15 protein-coding genes and 2 pseudogenes are annotated in these 19,658 nt (G+C 71.3%); 4 read left to right on the plus strand and 13 right to left on the minus strand.

Annotated elements, in window-relative coordinates; all coding sequences use genetic code 11:
• Both lnt and ACWED2_RS24160 read right to left on the minus strand, forming a co-directional pair.
• A complete protein-coding gene (gene lnt / locus ACWED2_RS24155; protein ID WP_449692759.1) occupies positions 1–1,614 on the minus strand; it encodes an apolipoprotein N-acyltransferase in 1,614 nt (537 codons plus the stop codon).
• Between the two features lie 11 nt (positions 1,615–1,625).
• The gene (locus tag ACWED2_RS24160) at positions 1,626–3,221 is read right to left on the minus strand and encodes an amidohydrolase (protein WP_449692760.1); all 1,596 of its coding nucleotides are present in this window, start codon (positions 3,219–3,221) and stop codon (positions 1,626–1,628) included.
• 120 nt (positions 3,222–3,341) lie between these two features.
• On the opposite strand from ACWED2_RS24160, the gene ACWED2_RS24165 reads away from it, so the two are divergent.
• Entirely contained in the window at positions 3,342–4,742 is a 1,401-nt protein-coding gene (locus ACWED2_RS24165) for a KamA family radical SAM protein (RefSeq protein WP_449692761.1), read from the plus strand.
• Between the two features lie 230 nt (positions 4,743–4,972).
• Here the strand turns inward: ACWED2_RS24165 and ACWED2_RS24170 are convergent.
• Positions 4,973–5,551 (minus strand): annotated as a pseudogene (locus ACWED2_RS24170) (non-reducing end alpha-L-arabinofuranosidase family hydrolase); the annotation flags it as partial.
• A gap of 105 nt (positions 5,552–5,656) precedes the next feature.
• On the opposite strand from ACWED2_RS24170, the gene ACWED2_RS24175 reads away from it, so the two are divergent.
• Entirely contained in the window at positions 5,657–5,881 is a 225-nt protein-coding gene (locus ACWED2_RS24175; RefSeq protein WP_449692762.1) for a LacI family DNA-binding transcriptional regulator, read from the plus strand.
• Here the strand turns inward: ACWED2_RS24175 and ACWED2_RS24180 are convergent.
• The 3 genes and pseudogenes from ACWED2_RS24180 to ACWED2_RS24190 all read right to left on the minus strand — a co-directional run bounded on the left by ACWED2_RS24180 (position 5,857) and on the right by ACWED2_RS24190 (position 11,387).
• Entirely contained in the window at positions 5,857–9,567 is a 3,711-nt protein-coding gene (locus tag ACWED2_RS24180; protein ID WP_449692763.1) for an NACHT domain-containing protein, read from the minus strand. The genes ACWED2_RS24175 and ACWED2_RS24180 overlap by 25 nt on opposite strands.
• Positions 9,568–9,905: 338 nt before the next feature.
• Positions 9,906–10,471 (minus strand): annotated as a pseudogene (locus ACWED2_RS24185) (MFS transporter); the annotation flags it as partial.
• A gap of 343 nt (positions 10,472–10,814) precedes the next feature.
• On the minus strand, positions 10,815–11,387 hold the full coding sequence (locus ACWED2_RS24190; RefSeq protein ID WP_449692764.1) for a TetR/AcrR family transcriptional regulator: 573 nt from the start codon (positions 11,385–11,387) through the stop codon (positions 10,815–10,817).
• 94 nt (positions 11,388–11,481) lie between these two features.
• On the opposite strand from ACWED2_RS24190, the gene ACWED2_RS24195 reads away from it, so the two are divergent.
• Both ACWED2_RS24195 and ACWED2_RS24200 read left to right on the plus strand, forming a co-directional pair.
• On the plus strand, positions 11,482–12,084 hold the full coding sequence (locus ACWED2_RS24195) for a class I SAM-dependent methyltransferase (RefSeq protein ID WP_449692765.1): 603 nt from the start codon (positions 11,482–11,484) through the stop codon (positions 12,082–12,084).
• Positions 12,085–12,090: 6 nt separating this feature from the next.
• The gene (locus tag ACWED2_RS24200; RefSeq protein ID WP_449692766.1) at positions 12,091–12,651 is read left to right on the plus strand and encodes a DUF2218 domain-containing protein; all 561 of its coding nucleotides are present in this window, start codon (positions 12,091–12,093) and stop codon (positions 12,649–12,651) included.
• A gap of 35 nt (positions 12,652–12,686) precedes the next feature.
• Here ACWED2_RS24200 and ACWED2_RS24205 read toward each other — a convergent pair whose 3' ends face one another.
• The 7 genes from ACWED2_RS24205 to ACWED2_RS24235 form a co-directional block, all read right to left on the minus strand.
• Complete coding sequence (locus ACWED2_RS24205; protein ID WP_449692767.1) at positions 12,687–13,265, minus strand: 1,2-dihydroxy-3-keto-5-methylthiopentene dioxygenase; 579 nt, start codon at positions 13,263–13,265, stop codon at positions 12,687–12,689.
• Complete coding sequence (mtnB, locus tag ACWED2_RS24210) at positions 13,262–13,882, minus strand: methylthioribulose 1-phosphate dehydratase (RefSeq protein ID WP_449692768.1); 621 nt, start codon at positions 13,880–13,882, stop codon at positions 13,262–13,264. Before mtnB ends, ACWED2_RS24205 begins: the two co-directional genes overlap by 4 nt.
• A complete protein-coding gene (gene mtnC / locus ACWED2_RS24215; protein ID WP_449692769.1) occupies positions 13,879–14,595 on the minus strand; it encodes an acireductone synthase in 717 nt (238 codons plus the stop codon). The genes mtnB and mtnC overlap by 4 nt, the downstream gene beginning before the upstream one ends.
• On the minus strand, positions 14,592–15,602 hold the full coding sequence (locus tag ACWED2_RS24220) for a methylthioribose-1-phosphate isomerase (protein WP_449692816.1): 1,011 nt from the start codon (positions 15,600–15,602) through the stop codon (positions 14,592–14,594). The genes mtnC and ACWED2_RS24220 overlap by 4 nt, the downstream gene beginning before the upstream one ends.
• Before the next feature lie 21 nt (positions 15,603–15,623).
• A complete protein-coding gene (locus ACWED2_RS24225) occupies positions 15,624–16,736 on the minus strand; it encodes an acyl-CoA dehydrogenase family protein (protein WP_449692770.1) in 1,113 nt (370 codons plus the stop codon).
• Between the two features lie 329 nt (positions 16,737–17,065).
• A complete protein-coding gene (locus ACWED2_RS24230) occupies positions 17,066–18,277 on the minus strand; it encodes a cytochrome P450 (RefSeq protein WP_449692771.1) in 1,212 nt (403 codons plus the stop codon).
• A gap of 182 nt (positions 18,278–18,459) precedes the next feature.
• Positions 18,460–19,641 carry a cytochrome P450 gene (locus ACWED2_RS24235; RefSeq protein WP_449692772.1) on the minus strand — a complete coding sequence of 394 codons (1,182 nt, stop codon included), beginning with the start codon at positions 19,639–19,641 and terminating at the stop codon, positions 18,460–18,462.
• Positions 19,642–19,658 lie beyond the last annotated feature (17 nt).

Genomic DNA, 19,658 nt, shown 5'->3' on the forward strand with positions numbered 1-19,658 from the left:
TCAGTCCGCCGCTTCCCCTGCTGCCGTGCCGGCGCTGCCGCGCCGGGTGCGAAAACGGAGTACGAGCCCGCCGGCCACCCCGGCGATCGCCAGAGCCAGCAGCCCGTACTCCGTCCACGCACCTAGTTGATCCGACAGCGTAGTCTGCGTCCGCAGCGGGACGCGCCCGACCAGGGAATCCGCCGTGAAAAGGCCGGTTGAGCTGGTCACCGTCCCGTCGGGCGCGACGATCGCGCTGACCCCGGAGACGGCGGACACCACGACGGCCCGGCCGTGCTCCACCGCCCGCAGCCGGGACATGGCCAGCTGCTGCACGCTCATCTCGCTCTCGCCGTACCAGGCGTTGTTGGTCGGCACCACCAGCAGCTCGGCGCCGTCGCGGACGGCGTCACGCGCGGGGTAGTCGAACGCCGCTTCGTAGCAGACGAACACGCCGACCTTGGTGCCCGCGGCGGCCATCGCCTGGTTGGCGCCGTCGCCGGGGACCATGTCCACGGTTTCGGCGTCGAGGAACGGGGTGACCAGCTCGGCGACCTTGCGGGCCGGCACGTACTCGCCGAAGGGCACCAGCTGCTGCTTGGCGTAGCGCGCGCCGGGCCCGGTGCGCGGGTCCCAGGCGATGACGGAGTTCTGCAGGTGCCCGTCCGGCAGCCGGTAGATCGCCCCGATCAGCGCGGGGACGCCGAAGTTCGCGACGAGCTGGTCGACCTGCAGGTCCGGGCCGGTGACGGTGGTGGCGCTCTCCGGCCACACGAGCAGGTCCGGCTTGGGCACTTTCCCGGCCCGGATGTCCGCGAGCAGGCGCTCGCTTTCGGCGATGGTGTTGTCGCGCAGCACGGTCCGCTCCCCCTGCAGCGCGAGCCCGATGTCCGGGGCGTTGCCCTGGACGGTCGCGACGGTGCGCTCGCCGTCCTGGGCGCCGGTGCCGATCGACGGCCACAGCGCCAGGCCCGCGACGACGGGCAGCAGCGTGCCGAGGGCGGCGAAGGCGGCCGGACGGGTGAGCTTGCGCCCCTCCCACAGCCGGGCGGCAAGGGTGGCCAGGCAGAACCCGGTGAGCACGACGGCCAGGCCGACCAGGGGGGCGCCGCCGATCGAGGCGAGCGGCAGGAACGCGCCTTCGGGCTGGCTGAAGGCGACCCGGCCCCAGGGGAAGCCGCCGAAGGGGAACCACGCGCGTGGCGTCTCCAGGGCGATGAACACCAGCGCGCCCCACAGCGGTGCGGCTGGGAGCCGGGACACCAGCGTGATCAGGCCGCCCGCGAGGCCGTGGTAGAGCGCCAGCGCGAGCGACAGTCCCAGCCACGGCCACGGGCCGAAGTCGGGGCCCAGGAAGTCCAGCAGCCAGGTCAGCAGGGGCAGGAAGAACACGAACCCGAACGCGAAGCCGTAGCCGAAGCCGGCCCGGAAGCGGCGGCCGCGCAGGACGAGGGCCAGCCCGGCGAAGGCCAGCGGCGCGAGCCACCACAGCGGGCGCGGTGCGAAGCTCAGGTAATAGGCGAATCCGGACACCAGCGCCGCGGCGGTGCGCAGCAGCCAGGCCGGGGGGAACCGCCGCGTGCGGGCGGGCTGGTGCTGGGCGCCCGGTTCGGGATCGGCCACGGTGACTGCCACAGGTGCCAACTCTAGGAGATCGTGTCGTGGAGGACGTCACCCGCGCGGACCGTGCGCAGGCACCGCGGGAGGGCGGCGTCCGGCTCGAGCCTCGGCAGCGGCGGCACGCCGGCCCGCGGGTCGGTGGACCAGCGCTGCACGCGGCTGTCCGGGGTGGCCACGACGAGGTCGGTGGCGTCCCAGATCGCGTAGTGCGCCGGCGCGCCGGGGACGAGGCTGCCGGTGACGCCGTCGTTGACGCCCGCGGCGCGGTGCCCGGCCCGGGTGTGGGCGGTGAACGCCGCCCGCGGGGACAGCCCGGCGCCCGGCGTCCGGTGGTAGGCCGCGGCGCGGACGCTCGCCCACGGGTCGAGCGGTGTCACCGGCGCGTCGGAGCCGAAGGCGAGCAGGACGCCTTCGGCGGCCAAGGCCGAGAAGGGGTTGAGCCCGGCCGCGCGGTCCGCGCCGAGCCGTTCGGCGTACATGCCTTCCGGGCCGCCCCAGAGCGCGTCGAACAGCGGCTGCATCGAGGCGACGACGCCCCAGCCGGCCAGCTGCTTGGCCTGGTCGGCGGTGACCATCTCCAGGTGTTCGAGCCGGTGGTGGCGGGCGGCCAGTGCGCGCTGCCCGACCTCCTTCTCGGCGAGCCGGAAGCCTTCGACGACTTCGGCGACCGCGGCGTCGCCGATGACGTGGAAGCCGGCCTGCAGCCCGGCTTCGGTGCAGGCGGCCAGGTGCCCGGCGATGCCGTGGGCATCGAGGTAAAGCGTCCCCTCGCCCGGGTGGTCGGCGTAGGGGGCGCTCAGTGCGGCGGTGTGGGAACCGAGGGCGCCGTCGACGAACAGGTCGCCGGCCAGGCCGCGGGCGCCGAGCTCGCGGGCGGTTGCGACGGCGCCGAGCTCGCCCCAGTAGCCGACGACCTCGGGTGTGCCGGGTCCGGCGAGGGCGAGCAGGGCGGCGAGGTCGTCGCGGCCGGAGATGTCGGGCCCTGCGCATTCGTGGACGCTCACGATGCCCTGCTTCGCGGCCTCGGCGAGGAACGCACGCTGGGCGCGTTCGCGCTGCTCGGGCGTGATAGCGGCGCGCACGGCCACGCGGACGGCGTGGTGGGCGGCGCGGGTCAGCGGGCCGTCGGGTGACCAGCCGTCGGCGGTGCGGGCGGCGGGGGCCAGCTCGACCAGGGCGGTGGAGACGAGCGCGGAGTGGACGTCGACGCGGCTGAGGTAGACGGGGGCGCCGCCGGCGGCGGTGTCGAGCTCGGTGCGGCTGGGCGGGCGCGGGTCGGTCCAGGTGGTCTCGTCCCAGCCGTGGGCGAGCAGGACCTGGCCTGGCGCGGCGGTTTCACGCACGCGGGCGAGCAGGTCGGCGGCGCTGCGGACGCCGGTGAGGTCGAGGCCGGTCAGGTGCAGGCCGGTGGCGGTGGCGTGGACGTGGGCGTCGACGAACGCGGGGGCGACGAAGGCGCCGTCGAGGTCGATTTCTTCGGCGCCGGGGTGCAGGGCGCGGGCCGGGGCGTCCTGCCCGACCCAGACCACGGTGCCGCCGGTGACCGCCATCGCCGTGGCGTCCGGGCCGGTCGGGGTGTAGATGCGCCCGCCGAGCAGGAGCGTCGTGTGTTCGTCCGTCACGCCCCTGAGTCTGCCCCCTTCGTCCACGTGGGGGACGCCGCCCCGGCGGGCAGGAAGATTTACTCTGTGGCAGCGTTATGACAGGATATTTTAACGCGTTCCCGACGACTAGGAGTACAAGTGACTGCGATCCAGGAACCTGTGACGCCTGCCGCCGCCTTCGACCAGCCCTACGAGTACGCCCGCGCCGAGCTGGTGGAACCCGACTGGCGCCGCTTTCCTGGCTGGCACGACGTGACCGAGGCCGAGTGGCGCGACGCGCAGTGGCAGCGGGTGCACTGCGTCCGCAACGTCAAGCAGCTGCGCGCGCTGATGGGCGACCTGCTGGAGGAACGCTTCTACGACGACCTGCTCGCCGACCAGCGCGAGCTGGCGACGATGTCGATGCTGCTGCCCCCGCAGATGCTCAACACGATGGCCCCGACGGCCGGCACCGATCCGGCGAAGGTCACCGAGGCGTTCTACGCCGACCCGATCCGCCGCTACATGCTCCCGGTCCGCAGCGATCGCGACCCGGTCTGGACGAGCCACCCGCACGCCGAGCGCGACTCCCTGCACGAGGCGGAGATGTGGGTGGTGGAGGGCCTGACCCACCGCTACCCGACGAAGGTGCTGGCCGAGATGATCTCGACCTGCCCCCAGTACTGCGGCCACTGCACCCGCATGGACCTGGTCGGCAATTCGACGGAGACGGTCGAGAAGCACAAGCTGACGCTGAAGCCGGTCGACCGCCAGGACGCGATGATCGCGTACCTGAAGAAGACCCCGGGCGTCCGCGACGTGGTCGTTTCGGGCGGTGACGTGGCCAACGTGCCGTGGCCGCAGCTGGAGTCGTTCCTGATGCGCCTGATGGACATCGAGACGGTCCGCGACATCCGCCTGGCGACGAAGGCACTGGCGGCGCTCCCCCAGCACTGGATCCAGCCGAAGGTGGTCGAGGGACTGGAGCGCGTCGCGGTGACGGCTCAGCGCCGCGGGGTCAACCTGGCGATCCACACCCACGTCAACCACGCCCAGTCGGTGACCCCGCTGGTGGCGGAGGCAGCCCAGACGGCGTTGAACGTCGGGGTGCGGGACGTGCGGAACCAGGGCGTGCTGATGCGCGGGGTCAACGCGACGCCCGCGGCCCTGCTGGACCTTTGCTTCGCGCTGCAAGGGGAAGCGAACATCCTGCCGTACTACTTCTACATGTGCGACATGATCCCGAACGCCGAGCACTGGCGGGTCGCGGTGTGGGAGGCGCAGGAGCTGCAGCACGCGATCATGGGGTACCTGCCCGGGTATGCGACGCCGCGGATCGTGTGTGACGTGCCTTATGTGGGGAAGCGGTGGGTGCACCAGCTGGCCGAGTACGACCGGGAGCTGGGGATCTCGTACTGGACCAAGAACTACCTGACCAGCGTGGACAAGGCCGACGCCGAGGATCGCGGCGAGGCTCTGCAGAGGCGCTACCCCTACTACGACCCGATCACCACCCTGCCCGAAGCCGGCCAGCGGTGGTGGGCGAACCAGCCTCGCTGACGCCGACACGTCACCGTCCGAGAGGTGCGCCGAGGGGTGTTGCGGGGCCCGATCTGGGCCGTTCGGCACCCCTTCGGTCACCTCGGGCGTTTGAGCTGGTCAGGGCCGACGCGTGAGCTCACCGTGGCCGCGGGCTTCATCATCGGTTCCGACGACACAGTCATCGGAACCGTCCCGCTTGCCTTTCCGGCTTTCCCGAGTCGGTGGCTCGAGCCGAGGCCGGCCGGCCAGCGCTGGAGGGTGAGCACGGCCAGCCGCCAGGGCAGCAGGTGGTAGCTGGTGCCGTCGGAGCGGGGATGGCGTCCTTGGTAGAGCAGTTGCAGGTTGCCAGGGTCGATGGTTTTCGTCTGATCGGGATTGGTGCGGACGAGGTCGCCGTGGCTGATGTCGTTGGTCCAGGTGGCCCCGCTGTTGGCCTTGCCGGCAAAGGGGTTGCTCTCGGTCGCGGCCTGTGGGGTCCGGGTACCGCCAAGGCTGGTCGCGGTGAAGGACCGGAAGTCGCGGCCGTTCGCGCCCATCGCTTCGACCAGCATGAGGTATTGGTTCTGACCTTGGATCTTGTAGACCTCGACGGCTTCGAACAGGTTGGCCGTGGTGTCGCTCATGACCACCGTCGAGGATGCGCCGAAGCTGCCGGGGAAGTTCCCGATCGGCATGCCGGCCCGGTAGATCTTGCCGTTGTCGCCGGCGAAGGACAGGAACATGGTCGTGTCGTCGCCGATGAGGGTCTGATCGAGCGGCGAGGAGCCGGCGATGCTTCCGGAGAAGAGCGGCTGATTGGCGGGGTCGCTCGACGTCTTGTAGAAGAATGGTAACGATTCCGGCATTGTTCCGTCGGCTGCCGCATGAGACCGCCGGCCGGTCGGCTGGTGTGCGGGTGAAGCTGCCCACCCCGGTGATGTTGGGAGAGCCACATGACGGTGACCATCAGAGGCGTGGCCCGGCTGGCCGACGGGTCCGCGTCATCGGTGTGCCGGGCGCTCGCCACACCGGACAAGGTGCGTGTGGCGACCAGGGACCGGGTGCATCAGGCCGCAGCGCAGCTGGCGACGCATGCGGCCGCGGTCCCGCGAACCACCGATCAAGACATCGGTCGATCAAAGTATGCGGGAAATCAGGCGAGCCGGCCGAGCACGTAGGTCCGGGTACCGGCGTCCGTCGTCCGTTCGGCGATCCGGCGGAACTCGGAACTCTGCTCGCCGCGATCGACGCGGATGGCTCGTGCCAGCCCCGCTTGAGCCCGGCCGGGCAGATCGGGCAGACCCTCGAGCAGTTCGTCGAGGACCGCGGGCGAGCCCCTCCGCAGGAATGACCCGGCTCGCCTCACGACCCGCTCCACCAGTTCCGCGGCCTCGTCGAGGTCGGCGAGGGCAGGAGCTCGCACCGCGCGGTGGACCAGAGGCCGCAGCACGGTTTCGTCGCAACCGGCGGCCAGCTGCAAGAGGAGGAGGGAGTGTGCCGAGCGGATCAGCTCGCGTGCCAGGGCCGTCGGACAAGCGGGGTCCTCGCTGCGGGCAACGAGTTTTTCGGTGAGGGTCGCCGCTCGCGCGGCCAGCGGCCCGTTTCGCCGGATGTCGTCGGCGACGGCGGCGGTCAGTGCCGCGACGACCGGGCTCGCCGTAGCGCGGTCGAGTGCCTCGGTCAGGTCGGCGGCAAGGTCCTCCGGGAGGGGCTCGCGGACGGTTTCGGTGATCCAGCGGCCGACGTTCTGCACCGCACCGGGGTGGCGCGAGGTGAGGAGCCGACCGGCGAGCGCCGCGTCGAACCAGCGGAGCTCGACCGCCGTGGTCACCAGGCGGTGGACGGCGGCCTTCGCCGGCGTGGCCGCCGCCCCGAGCGCCAGCTCCGCACAGCGATCCCGCGCCCGAGCGTCGATCGGCGCGAAGGCCCCGGCAACGCGCGCGGCCAGCCCGTCGGCTCCCTCGGCGAGCAGCCGGAGGCCCGAGAGCAGCGTGGCCAGTTCCGGCACCGGGCAGACGTCCAGGACCGCGCTGACGATCCGGGAAAAGTCCTGGTAAAGCAGGTGTTTCGTGCGTGCGGTGACGTCCGCGAGCAAATCCGCGTGCGTCGAAGCCGCGTGGATCATCGCCTGCCCGATCAGCCGGGGATCCACCGGGAGAGCCGGTTCGAGCCATGCGATGACCCGGGCGGCGAGCGCGCGGTCGAGCGGTGGTGCCTTGATCAGCATCGTCCGCACCAGGGCCAGCTCCCGCCGATCGGCGGGTGCCGGGTCCGCCGTCAGCAGCCCGAAGGTCGGCGCCGGTTCGCGGGCGGCAACCTTCTCGAGCACGTACACCGCCCGCTGCGCCACTGCCGTGTCCGAGCTCAGGGCCGCGCCGAAGAGATCGCGCAGCGATACCGCGTGCACGCCGGAGAGCAGGTCCGCGACGAGCCGGCACTGCACGTCGTGCCACCCGGCGGGGTAATCCTTCGCCAGCATCGCCTGCCAGGAGTCCCAGGTCAGGGTCTTGCGCGCGGGGGCGTCGGCGAACACCGTCCGGACGAGCGCCTGGGCTTCGGACGTCGAAGCCGCGGGCAACCGATGCTGCAGAGCCACTTCGAGGAGGCTCGCGGCTTCGCCGGCCGTCACGCCGTTGTGGAGGCGGAGGATCGCCGCCCGGGCCCAGGGTCCCAGCCTGCCGTAGTACTGCCGGAGCACCGCACGGTCGGCGTCGGTGTACGTGGTGTCGTCGAGGGCTTCCAGAAACCGCTCCGGCAGCTGGCCGCGTCGGTCGGCATCGGTCATGGCCGGCCGACGCTCGGCGATCGCCTCCAGCGCCGCGGGCAGGAGCCGCCCGCGATCCGCCGAGCGGGCGACCAGGTCGCCCAGAACCCGCGCGGCGAGGGACAGCACCGGCGCCGCGACCCGGGCGAATCCGGCGAGCAGGAGGTCCGCTACCGCCGTCGCGTCGCCCTCGGCGGTGGCGCCCAGGGCTTCCAGCACGTGCCATTCGTGCTCGGGGGAAGTCCGTCGCTCGAGCAGCTCGGCGATCAGGGTGAGGTCGCCGCGGGTGACCGCCGAGAGCGCCACCGCCCGCAAAGACAGGAGGTCGTCGAGGTCCAGCCGGCCGACGATCTGCTGGTATTCCGCCGGCTCTTCGAGCGTGTACAGGAGCTGGACGAGGATGGGCCCGAGGTGGCCGCGCTGGCCCGGGTCGGCGAGCCGGGCCAGGAAATCCGTCCGGTCGGCGTCAGCCTCCGCCAAGTACCGCGCGATCACCCATTCGGCGAACGTCTGGTGGAAGAAGCGGAACCGGGTGGGGTCGGCCGCGGGCACGAGGATCCCCGCCGAGCACAGGTCGTCGAGCGCGTGGTCGTCCGGAGCCGGGTCGATCCCGGCCGCCCGGAAGTTCTCCGCGAACGTCGTGGTGGAGCGGGCGAGGATCGCCCGGCCGCCGGCCAGGCAGATCCGGCCCCGCTCCTCGGCCTCGGTGTAGGTGAGGCTTCGCCGAGGACTGCCGACGACCTGGTGGTTCCAGTGGGTCTGGAACAAACGCGCGACAGTGAGGTCCTCGGGGATCTCCCCGCTGGGTGCGTACAAGCTGCAAGCCAGGGCGAGCAGCAGCGGGTTCCCGCACACCTCGACCACCGCACGCCGTCGCCCGCGCAGGTGGAGCAGCCGGTCCAAGAACGCGTCACGCCGGTCCGGTGTCACTTCGGCGAGCGTCTGCACGTAGCACCGCGCGAAGTGCTTGGTCTCCGACTCGCTGAGCCGGTACACCTCCCGGCGGTCGATCCGGGCCGCGAGCAGGGACATCCGCTCGCCGATCGGCTCCAGCTGCGTCCGGAACTCGAAGCTGCGGCAGGTGAAGACCACGGGAACGCCGCGTTCGACCAGCTGGTGGAGCCATTGCGTCAGCACGGGGCGGAGTTCCCGGTCCAGGATCAGGTCGAGGGTGTCCAGGAGCACCACGGGACGCAGTCCCCACGACTGCTGGAGCCCGACGACGTCGGTCAACGTCCCCGGGCGGCCGATCGCGGCGCCGAGCTGGGCGTCGAGTTCGGCCGGGGTGCGGGGCCGGTCGGTCACCTTTTCGCTCAGGGACACCAGGACGACGCCGACATCCGGTCGCTTCGCGAGCTCGTCGTGGAGCTGCGCCAGCAGCACACTCTTGCCCATGCCGGCCTCGGCGTAGATCGCGACCACCGCCGGGACCGTCAAGGCCTGCTCCACCGCGGGCACGAACACCGACTCCAGGCTGGCCCGGCGCAGCAGCGGCAGGATCAGCCGGGCGGGATCGGTGAGGGAGTCCCTGGTCGGGGAGACAACGCGGTCGCGCTGGGGAATCCCGTCCCCGGCTTCCTCCGGCGGCGGCGTCCACAGCGCCCCGAGGGGCGGCTCGGGATGGGCGGCCTGGCCGGTGAGGGTGCGCAGCAGGTCATCCGCGCCGCCCGGAGCGAACGAGAACCGGTAGTGCGTGCTCGTGTGCCCCTGGAGGAAGGGCGGCAGTTCGTCGACGTCGTGCCCGGGAAGGAGGACCGGGAGGATCCGGGCGCGCCACCGGGACCGGTCGGCCGTGAGCAGCTCCCGGAGCATCCCCGCCTCGTACTGCAAGCCCCAGGTGCGGCTTTCGGAAGCCTGCTCCATCGACCGGCGGTGGAACTCGCGTGACGCGATCACCAGCACGTAGTCCGCGGCCGGCATGGTCCGGTCGACCCACAGCGCCCAGTCGATCCGCTCCCGGTCGGCCCACTGGTCGAGACGGACGTCGATGCCCGACTCCCGCAGCAGGGTCGCCAAGCGGAGCACCACCCGCACATGGTCTTCGTCGTCGTGGGCGTAGGACACGAAGACGACCGGCGCGGTCGCTCGTGCCTCGGTCATGGCGAACCACTTTACGGCCTCCGCGAAGCCGGACGGTGACGTCGGCGCCGGGGAAGTCGGCCGGGCCGCCGAGCGACGTGGAGCCCGCCGACCAGTTCGGTGGCCGCCGCTGCAGCCAGCCAGCCGCCCTTTGGCCGGGGTCAGCGGCCGAGGCCACCGCCGAACTGCGCGAAAACCGTTGCCCCAGCCCGCCGAACTGCCCGGTTCCGACTGACCCGGCGCCGGACCCCGAGCCGCCCGAAGGACCGCAGACGCCATGGGAGCATCGAGCATCCGGGATCGTGGACGACGAGGATTGGGACGAGCAGGTCGATGCGGAGTTCTTCGAGGCGGTCAAAGACGTCGGCCTGACCGCGGCCGAGTTCGTCCCGGACGTAGTTGACGGTGTTGACCATGACGACCGACCCGACGGCGGCGACCACGAGGTTGAACCCCAGGACACCTCGCAGCCGCGGTGTCGCTGCGTAGCCAGTGGAAGCTGACGACGCTGAGCGCCGCCGCGACGAGCACCGGGCTCAGCAGGCTCTCCATCGTCGAGGCGAGCTGCGAGGCCGACAGCGCCCGGGTGTAGTCGCGCTCGTCGGCCAGGATGTCCGGCAGCACGGCCTGGAAGGTCGGGGTGAAGGCCGCGGAAGCCGACTGGAGCACCACGACCAGGGCGTAGACCTGCCAGATCTCGCTGACGAACGGCAGCGCGAGAACGACGAGCGCCCGCACGAGGTCCAGGCCGACCAGCATCATCCGGCGCGGCACTCGGTTGGCGTAGGCGCCGGGCGACCGTCACGTAGGTGACCGTCTTGATCGCCAGCGCGGTTCCCAGCACGGCCCCGGCGTCGGCACCCGCGAGGTCGTAGGCCGGCAGCCCCAGCGCGACGGTGGTCAGCCCGGTCCCGAGCAGCGCCACGAGTACGACGTCGCCTCGCTGGCCGCGGCAGTCGGGATCGCGCGCCCGGCGGTGTCCCAGCACCTGGCGAAGCTGCGGCTCGCCGGCCTGGTGAGCCTGCGCCGCGACGGCCGCCACACCCACTACGAGCCCGCGGCGGTCACGTCCGCTGCCTGCTCGCCGAGGTCATGAACGCCGCGGACCACCACATCCACGGCATGCCCGACCACGACTGACCCAGCGCTTGAATTACCCCGACGAACGCCGCCGAGCAGCGCCAACACCCGAGTCAAGGCCGTGGACAGCGAGCGCCCGCCATGGCGTCGCCCTGGTCATGGCATCAGATTCGCCGTGCCCTTACTCCTCAGCGTGAACGCAGGCCGTCGAGGATGACCTTCACCAGGCGTCGGCGAGCTGCCGGCGAGGGCTGCTCGGCCGCCGCGGCGACGGCGTGCAGGCAGTACCCCGCCAGCTCGGCGGGGTCGACGTCACCGCGGACGTCGCCGGCGGCGGCAGCTTCAGCCAGCAAGCCGCGGAAAAGGTCGACGAGCTGCTGCTCCGCTTCCGCGACGTGCTCGTCCCGGTGAACCACGGCCGCGAGATCCGCACTGTGGCGACCGCGGTGGAAGGTGATCTCGGCGTAGGCCTGCAGCGCCTTCACCAGCCGTGTTCCCGCATCCGCGGGGCCGGCCACGATCGCGGTCAGCTCGGCCAGGTGAGCTGCGACGTGACGACCGTGCCACGCGACGAGGATCGCGTCGACGTCGGCGAAGTACTTGTACAACGTCGCCCGGCCGATCCCGGCTTCGGCGGCGATCTGCGACATGGTCACCGACGCGGGCCCACGCTGGGCGACCAGCTCGGCGGCCGCGTTCAGGATCGCGTCCCGCACCGCGAGGCGGTGCGCCGCGACGGTATCGGTCCACAGCTTCGGCACCGGACGAGCATACAAAACGACCTACTAGAGACACCTTGTATTGACAGAGACACATTGTCTTGATAATTCTGGGCTGCACCGTGAGGAGACGCCCATGTCGATGTCGCATTCCCCCATCCACCACCCCGACGACCTGTACGCCAGCCCGCCCCCGTGGGACATCGGCCGTCCGCAGCCCACATTCCTGGCACTGGCCGACGCAGGCGAACTCCGCGGACACGTCCTGGACGTCGGGTGCGGCACCGGTGAACACGCTTTGCTGGCCGCCGGGCTCGGTCTCGACGCGACCGGCGTCGACCTGGCCGCGACCGCCCTCCGAATCGCCGAAGACAAGGCCCGAGAGCGTGGCCGCGTCGCCCGGTTCGCGCAGCTCGACGCCCGGAACCTCGGCGAGCTCGGCGACGTCTTCGACACCGTGCTGGACTGCGGGCTGTTCCATCTCTTCACGGGTGAAGACCAAGTCGCCTACCTGGCCGGCCTGCGCGCGGTCCTCCACCCGGGCGGCCGCTACTTCATGCTCGGGATCAGCGATCGCGAACCTGGCGATTGGGGCCGGGTGCACAAGCTGACCCGGGACGACGTCGTGACCGCATTCGTCGAGGGCTGGCGACTGGATTCCTTGTCCCGGAGCAGGATCGACATCACGCCCGAGCCGGGCGGCGTGCACGCCTGGTTCGCCGCGGCCACGAAGGTCTGAGGCCGGATGCTCACCGCCGAAGCTCGCATCGACACCGCTCGAGCCAGCCGCTATCTCGTGCAACTGTGCCGCCACGCCGGCGAAATGGGCCGGGGCGCCGGCCACCGGCTCCGAGCGCACGCCGGGCACCGGCCGCCGGAGCTCCAAAGCGTCGACTGGAGCGAAACCGAGGGCACCATCGCGACCGCCGACGCTCGCTGCACCGTGCAGGCCACCGAGAGCGCCTTGACTCTGCGGGCCGAAGCCGCCGACGAACAACAGCTGGCGCGCGTGCAGGAGCTCGTGGGCAAGCGCCTGGAGACGATTGGTCGCCGCGACCAGCTCAGGGTGATCTGGCGGCCGCCACAGGGAAATCCGGATCCCGCAACGGTGCCGGGGAAGCACCGGGGGAACCTGATCAGCATCGCCGCAGTAGTTGTACTGGTCATCGCCGTCCACATCGGACTGGGCACCGCGGTGCTAAGCGATGCGCGCTGGACCTGGGCAGCCGACGCGGTCGCGGCGATCGTCGTGGTCAAGGTCGTCGTAGTGACCGTGATCGCCCGGCGCCGCCGCAACCGGGCATGATGGCCGCGCAGGCACCGTCCCCGGCCGGCGCTCGGTCAACGGAGCCCGGCCGCCAGGGTGTCGAAGTCCGGGAACGCCGACGCGATCGGTGAGCCGGTGAACGTACCGACCCAGCCACCGTCGTCGTGGAAGAACCGGACCGACACGTAGTCCGGGCGGGTGCCCATGTCGAACCAGTGGGTCATCTTCGCCGGCACGCTCAGCAGGTCGCCCGCTTCGCACAGGACGCCGTAGACGTTGGCACCGATGTGCAGGTAGAAGACGCCGCTGCCGCGGGCGAAGAACCGGTCCTCGTCATCGTCGTGGATGTGCTCGGCGAGGAACTTCTGCCGAGCCTGAGAGGCTTCGTCCGCCCACGACGGATCGGCGGACGGGGTCATCCGCACGGCGTCAACGAGCTGGTAGCCCTCTTGTGCCATGACCTTGTCGATCTGCGGCCGGTAGGCCTCGACGACCTCCTCGGCGGTGACCTCCCGGGGGAGGTTCTCGACGACGTCCCAGCGCTCGAAGCGGACCCCGAGCCCGCCGAGCTCGCGGGCGATGACCTCGGCGTCGGTGGTGCGCAGCCGCACCTGCTCGGGGCGGTCGTCGGGCCAGACGGTCAGCAGCGTCATCGTGTTCCCCTTTCCTGGGCGTCGATCGTGAACCGCAGCAACCATTCCAGGCATTCGAGGCGGTGGCGTGCCTGGTGCAGATCGTCGCCCCAGACATAGATACCGTGGCGGGCGACGATCAACGCGGGGGTGTCGGGCCGGAAGCCGGCGGCGAAGGCATCGCCGAGGACCTTCATGTCCTGGCTGTTGGGGACGACGGGGATCGTCACGACATCGTCGTGCGCGGCCCGCCCGAACCCCTTGAGCATCTCCAGGTCGCGCAGCACGACCCCGGTGGGTGAGCGTTCGGCGGCCAGCACCGGGGCGAGCGCGTGGACGTGCACCACAGCCCCGGCTCCCGAGACCGCGGCGATGCGCCCGTGCAGCCCGGCTTCGGCCGAGGGGGCCCGCTCAGGGTGCGGCTGATCCGGAACAGCGATCCCTTCCTCGTCGACGAGGACGACGTCCTGCTCGGACAGTTCGCCCTTGTCCCGGCCGCTGACCGTGACGATCAACCGCAGCGGATCGCGCCCGGCGACGACGGAGAGGTTGCCCGACGTGCCGCGCATCCAGCCCATCGCGGTGTAGCGCGCCGCTTCGGCGGCCAGGACGCGCCCGGCGAGGTCGAGGGCGGTCATCTCGGGATCACCTTGACGTCGTCGAACGAGGTGATCTTGAGGTGGGCGCCGAAGTCGGCTCGCTCGTACGGCTCGCCGGCGCGGGCGACGCCGACGGTCTGCCAGCCATAGGCGGCCGCGGCGTCGAGTTCGGCCGGGACGTCGGAGAAGAACACGATGTCGGCGGGCTCGGCGCCGAGCGCGGTCGCGATCGCCCGATACGACGTCGCTTCGCGTTTCGGGCCGGCGTTGACGGTGTCGAAGTGACTGTCGAACAGGCCGGTGAGGTCCCCGGCGGTGGTGCGGGAGAAGGAGGCGACCTGGCCGGCGACCGAGCCTGAGGAGAACACCGCCAGCCGCAGCCCGCAGTCGTGCCAGGCCCGCAGGGTGGGGACGACGTCGGGGAAGTACTCGGTGGTCAGGTCGCCCTCGGCGTACCCGCGTTGCCAGATCAACCCCTGCAGCGTCTTGAGCGGGGCGGCCTTGCGGTCCTCGTCCATCCACCCGTGCAGGGCAGCGACGACCTCGGCGGTGCTCGCGCTCTCGGGTAGACCGGCCAGGTGCTTGGCGTCGGACACCGCCGCTGTCACGACCGGGTCGTCCGGGTGGTCATCGATCCACGGGCCCAGCCGTGGGCGGGCGTAGTCGTAGAGCACGACGTGCACCTGGCTGGTGGCGGTGAGCGTGCCCTCGATGTCGAGCACCGCCCATCGGGCGGACAGCGTCGTTGTCACTGGTTGGGTTCCCCTTCCGCGTAGTACTCCCCCAGCCGGTCCGGGGCGAACGGCCCGCGGTCGGTCACCACCGTGGTGACGAACCGGGGCGGTGTGACGTCGAAAGCCGGATAGCGGCCGCGGACCCGGCCGCTGGTGGTCGGCTGCCCGAGCACAGTGAGCACCTCGGCGCCGTCGCGGTACTCGATCGGCACGTCGGCACCGGTCGCGGTGGCCTGGTCCGGCGCTTGCACGAGGGCGTGGAACGGGACGCCGAAGGCCGCGGCGGCAACCGCGAGGCCGAGCGTGCCGATCTTGTTGACGACGTGACCGTCCATGGTGACGCGGTCGGCCGCGGTGACCAGGACATCGATCCGGCCCGAGGCCAGCTCGGCGGCGCCCATGCCGTCGGTGATCACCGTGGTGTCGACGTCCATCTCGGCCAGCGTCGCCGCCGTGAGCCGAGCGCCCTGCAGGTAGGGCCGGGTCTCGGTGCAGACGAACGCCGGCTCCTTGCCGGCGCGGCGGGCCGCGAGCACCACCTCCACGAGGTACAGGTCAGCCCAGCAATGAGTGAGCACGACACCGTCGTCGGGCAGCAGCTTGGCCGCGTGGCTGCCGAGGGCGCGGCTACGGGCCCGGTATAGCTCGTCGCCGCGGCGGGCGCCGTCCTCAGCCGCGTTGACCACGTCGTCGCTCGCGGCGACGGCGTCGAGCACGCAGCCCACGGCCTTGCGCAGGTGGTTGTTGGTGCTGCGCGTCGCGACCAGCTGGGCGGCGGCAACCTCGAGCCGGGCACGAGCTTCAGCGACCGGCAGAGCGGCCGCGGCGCGGGCGGCGAGGACCATCCCGCCGAGCGCGGCGAAGTACGGGCCGGAGGACTGAGTGACCATGCCGGAGATCGCGTCGGCCACCTCGTCGACGGTCTTGCACAGCACCCAGTCGCGGCGGAACGGAAACCGGCGGCGGTCGAGGATGTGCACGCCGTCCTCGTCGAGACGGACGCTGTCGGCGAGGACGGGCAGCATGTCGGTCACCGGCTCGCCTTTCTAGCTGTATCCGGAGGGGACGGGCGGCCTGCCCGTCAGGAAGTAGGCGCCCACCTCGCGGGCCTTATAGCTGATCGGGTCGTGCAGGGTCAGCGTGCGGGCGTTGCGCCAGAACCGGTCGAAGCAGTACTTGCCGCCGGTCGAGCGGGCACCGGTGAACTCGAAGACCTTCGACGTGGTCTCGACCGCGGCGCGGCTGGCCGCGATCTTCGCCGCCGACACGGCAATGGCCGCCTCCGCGCGCTCATCGGCGGTCAGGTCGATGCCACGTTCATCGGCAGCGCCGAGGGCCGCGACGGCGGCGTCGACCGCATGGCCGGCGGCGCGGGCCATGGCGAGCAGCTCGCCGTAGCCGGCCAGGATGTAGGGATCGTCAGCCGCGGCGGCCACGTCGGAGAGCGTCCATGCCCGGGCGTGGTCGCGGGTGTAGACCGCAGCGGCGTCGAGCGATCCGAGCGCCAGGCCGACGTACACCTGCGCGAGCATCAGCTGGAATCCGAGCGCAGCCAGCGAAAGCCGCGGCGGCACCGGATCCGGCTGGACGCCGAGCACGTCGCCGTGTTCGACGCGGACGCCCTCGAACCGGACGCCGCCGCTGGCGGTGAGGCGCTGCCCGATGTTGTCCCAGCCGCCAGGATGGCTGATGCCGCGAGCACGGGCATCGACGCCGAAAGTGGTCTTCTCGCCGGTGTCGGTCCGGGTCGCGCTGACGACCAGCCGGTCGGCGACAGCAGCGCCCGTGGCGAAGGTCTTGAAGCCGTCGACCACGAACGCGTCACCGGCCGGGGTCATCGTCAGATCCGCGTCGAGCGGATTGCCGACCCCCGCCCAGAACCAGCCCGGTTCCGAGGGCGATCGCGTGCCGAACAGCCCGGTCCGCCACTGCTGCAGGTAGTGGTAGCCGAGCAGGTGCCCGACCGAGGCGTCGGCGGCCGCGACGGTCCGAGCCGCTTCGTTCGCGGCCGTCCACCCGTCGGTGGTCAGCAGCTCGAGCAATCCGGACTGCCGCAGCAGCTCCACCTCGGCGACCGGGAGGGCACCGGCCCGATCACGCTCGGCCGCGTCGGCGCGCAGGGCCGCGGCGACCTTCTCACTGGATTCCCGCCAGTTCATCCCCAGACCTCCCAAGGCCAACCCAACACGCTCAGGCCTCCACAGCCAAGAGCTCGGTGAGCAGTTCCCACACTCTGCGATCGATCTCATCCCGGATCGGCCGAACATCCTCGACCCCCTTGCCGAGCGCGTAGGAGCCGGCCCACATCAGTCCGAAGGAGACCAACAGCGGAACCGTGATGCACGCGACAGCGAACGGGTTGCCGCGACCCGGCTTGGTCGCGGTCGACTCGACCGCAAGCCCCGCGCCGGCGTAGTGCGCGGCGCCGAGCCGCTCGGCGTCCCCGTCGCCGGCCGGTAGGCCGGTCCCTGCCGCGGCATCCGAGGCTTCACCAGCTCACCGTCACGGCTTTGGGGACCAGCAGACCGTTGCAGTCGACGTCCACCGCATCAACAGGCGGCAACGTCGGCGTGAGCTCGTCGGCTACCAAATTGGTCAATGCCACCAGCTGACGAAACCCCAAACTCGCGCCCGGACAGACTCGCGGCCCGGCGCCGAACGGCAGGTAGGCGTGCGGCAGATGCGGGGTGCGTGGCCCCAGCCACCTGGATGGCCGGAAATCTTCGGGTTCCTGCCAGTACCGACCGTCGCGATGCAGCAGGTAGGGGGACACGAGCACCTGGCTGACCGCCCGCCGCCAGTAGCCGGAAACGGTGGTGGCACGCCGTACGGTACGGACGAGCAACCACTGCGGCGGGTGCAACCGCAGCGTCTCCTTGACGAACGCCTCCGGTCGTTCGGCTGAGGAAGGGTCTTCGGCGAGACGCAGCAACACCCAAGACAACGCCGCCCCAGGTACCCCGTGCGAAGCGAAGAGGACGGTACGGAGAGCGCGGACCGCCGCACGATCGGCCGTTCCCCGGGCCAGGAGGGCGTCGACGAGATCGCGTGGCTCCCGGTTCCGCCGCCGGCGCCGCACGAGTTCGAGGAGCACCGCGTTGAGTTCCGCGTTCCCCGCCCTCACCGCACGGGCGCCGGGCCGAGGAGCCCAGCGAACCCTGGCTTCTCCGGTGGCAAGTACCGAGAGGGCGCTGGTGAACAACGCGTCGGCGTGCCGGATGAGCTCGGGCACGAGCGTGGGGTCCGTGTCGTCCCCGCCGACGCAGAAGTCGACCAAGGCCCGGCCACAGACACGCCGGCACACGTCCAGCAGGTCGTGTTTCTCTCCCGCACCCGCGGCGAACTCCGCGCGAGCCACGTCGACGAGGCGACGCAGGTGGTCGCGGGCGATGCGGTCCGCGAAGCCGTGCCACACATCGCGGCGGGTGGCCTGCCACGCGTCCAGCCCGGCGTGTGCCCTTCGACGGTGACGACGGCCGGCGAGCAAGCTGGTGTCGAGCAGGAAGGCGGCATCGGTCGAGGCCAGCACGCCGTGTGCGGTGCCCCGGTCGTGCACGACGACTGTGTCGGGTGCCAGCCGGACGACGTCGCCGTATTCCTCGCGCGTGCGCCGTAGCCAACCCATCCGGTCCGCTTCGTAGCGGCGTACGTCGCCGATCAGCCACTGACCGCGTGGGCCGGGTGGTTGTGTTCTCACCATGCGCCTCCCGGAGCAGAACGGGAGGGCGACCCGGGACGCCGGGCCGCCCTCATCCGCTCAGTGACAATCGATGTACAGGTACGCACCGGTGTATCGGCCGTGCCGCAGCCGTCGTCGCAGCGCGCGGAAGTAACCACGCATCGTCGCTCACCTCCTCTCACACGGGTCGTCCGGTAATGGATTCAGGGGCGGAGCACGACGGGAAAGCGGTGCAGGCCACGCATCGTGGCGGTCGGGTTCCAGACGAGGGGGCCGGCGACGGCCATCGACGGCGCTCTGCGAAGGAGCTCGCGAATGACGACGCGTCCTTCCAGGCGCGCCAAGTGGGAGCCGAGGCAGAAGTGGATGCCGTTGCTGAACGCCAGATGCCGCCCGGCTTCCCGCGCCGGGTCGAACGCGTCGGGTTCGGCGAATACGACGGGGTCGCGGTTCGCGGCGGCGAGCAACACGATCACCGTAGCGCCCCTGGGTACCTCGACATCGCCGATCGAGGTGTCCCGCAACGCCGTCCGCTCGGTCAGCTGGATCGGTGGGTCGTATCGCAGGCACTCCTCGACCACCTGCTCGACGAACTCCCCGTTCCGGCCGAGCAGCGCCAGCCCGCGCGGGTGCCGGAGCAGTGCGAGCGCTCCGTTGCCGATCAGGTTGGTCGCCGTCTCACATCCCGCGATCAGAAGCAGGGTGAGTGTCGCGAGCAGCTCGGCTTCGCTGAGGACGTCGTCGGCTTCGGACACGGTGAGGAGGGACGACAGCAGGTCGTCGCCGCGATCTCGCCGCCGCTGGTCCGCAAGGTCACCGAAATAGTCCACGAACGCGAGGCGAGCCCGCTCGGCCTCTCCGGCTGTCTCCGGTGTGTGCAGGAACGCCGGGTCATGTTGCCTGGCCGTGGCGTGCGACCACGCCGCCAGCAGCGGGCGGTCGACTCGCGGCACACCCAGCATCTCGCCGATCACCTCGACGGGCAGCGGCGCGGCCAGCGCCGCCATCAGGTCGGCCTCGCCGTCGGCGAGCGCCGTGGTCAGCAGGTCGGTGGTAATGGTTTCGACCACCGGCTCGAGCTTCCCGATCATGCGGGGGGTGAAGGCTTTCGAAACCAGACCGCGCAGCCGCGTGTGATCCGGCGGGTTCAGTTCCAGGAAGGACGGGACGACGCCCTTGGCCGGCTTCGGCTCGGGGTGACCGAAGCCGGGGTCGCGCAGTACCTTTGCCGCCTCAGCGTGCCCGCTCGCCACCAGGACTCCCCACGGCAGCACAGCCAGCGGTGCGTGCTCCCGCCAGCGCCGGTAGGCCGGATACGGGTTTGGGCGGTTCCGGGTCCCGAACAGCGCAAAGAACTCCGCGGGGTCGGCTTCGGCTACGGGCACGTTTCCTCCGTTGCGGC

This window comes from Amycolatopsis sp. NPDC005003, from assembly GCF_053600695.1.

Excerpts from the sequence above, each read along its gene's own strand:
- ACWED2_RS24175 (WP_449692762.1), top strand. The coding sequence starts at position 5,657 with ATGACGGTGACCATCAGAGGCGTGGCCCGGCTGGCCGACGGGTCCGCG.
- ACWED2_RS24180 (WP_449692763.1), bottom strand. The coding sequence starts at position 9,567 with ATGACCGAGGCACGAGCGACCGCGCCGGTCGTCTTCGTGTCCTACGCC.
- ACWED2_RS24195 (WP_449692765.1), top strand. The coding sequence starts at position 11,482 with ATGTCGATGTCGCATTCCCCCATCCACCACCCCGACGACCTGTACGCC.
- ACWED2_RS24200 (WP_449692766.1), top strand. The coding sequence starts at position 12,091 with ATGCTCACCGCCGAAGCTCGCATCGACACCGCTCGAGCCAGCCGCTAT.
- ACWED2_RS24205 (WP_449692767.1), bottom strand. The coding sequence starts at position 13,265 with ATGACGCTGCTGACCGTCTGGCCCGACGACCGCCCCGAGCAGGTGCGG.
- mtnB (WP_449692768.1), bottom strand. The coding sequence starts at position 13,882 with ATGACCGCCCTCGACCTCGCCGGGCGCGTCCTGGCCGCCGAAGCGGCG.
- ACWED2_RS24220 (WP_449692816.1), bottom strand. The coding sequence starts at position 15,602 with ATGCTGCCCGTCCTCGCCGACAGCGTCCGTCTCGACGAGGACGGCGTG.
- ACWED2_RS24225 (WP_449692770.1), bottom strand. The coding sequence starts at position 16,736 with ATGAACTGGCGGGAATCCAGTGAGAAGGTCGCCGCGGCCCTGCGCGCC.
- ACWED2_RS24230 (WP_449692771.1), bottom strand. The coding sequence starts at position 18,277 with ATGGTGAGAACACAACCACCCGGCCCACGCGGTCAGTGGCTGATCGGC.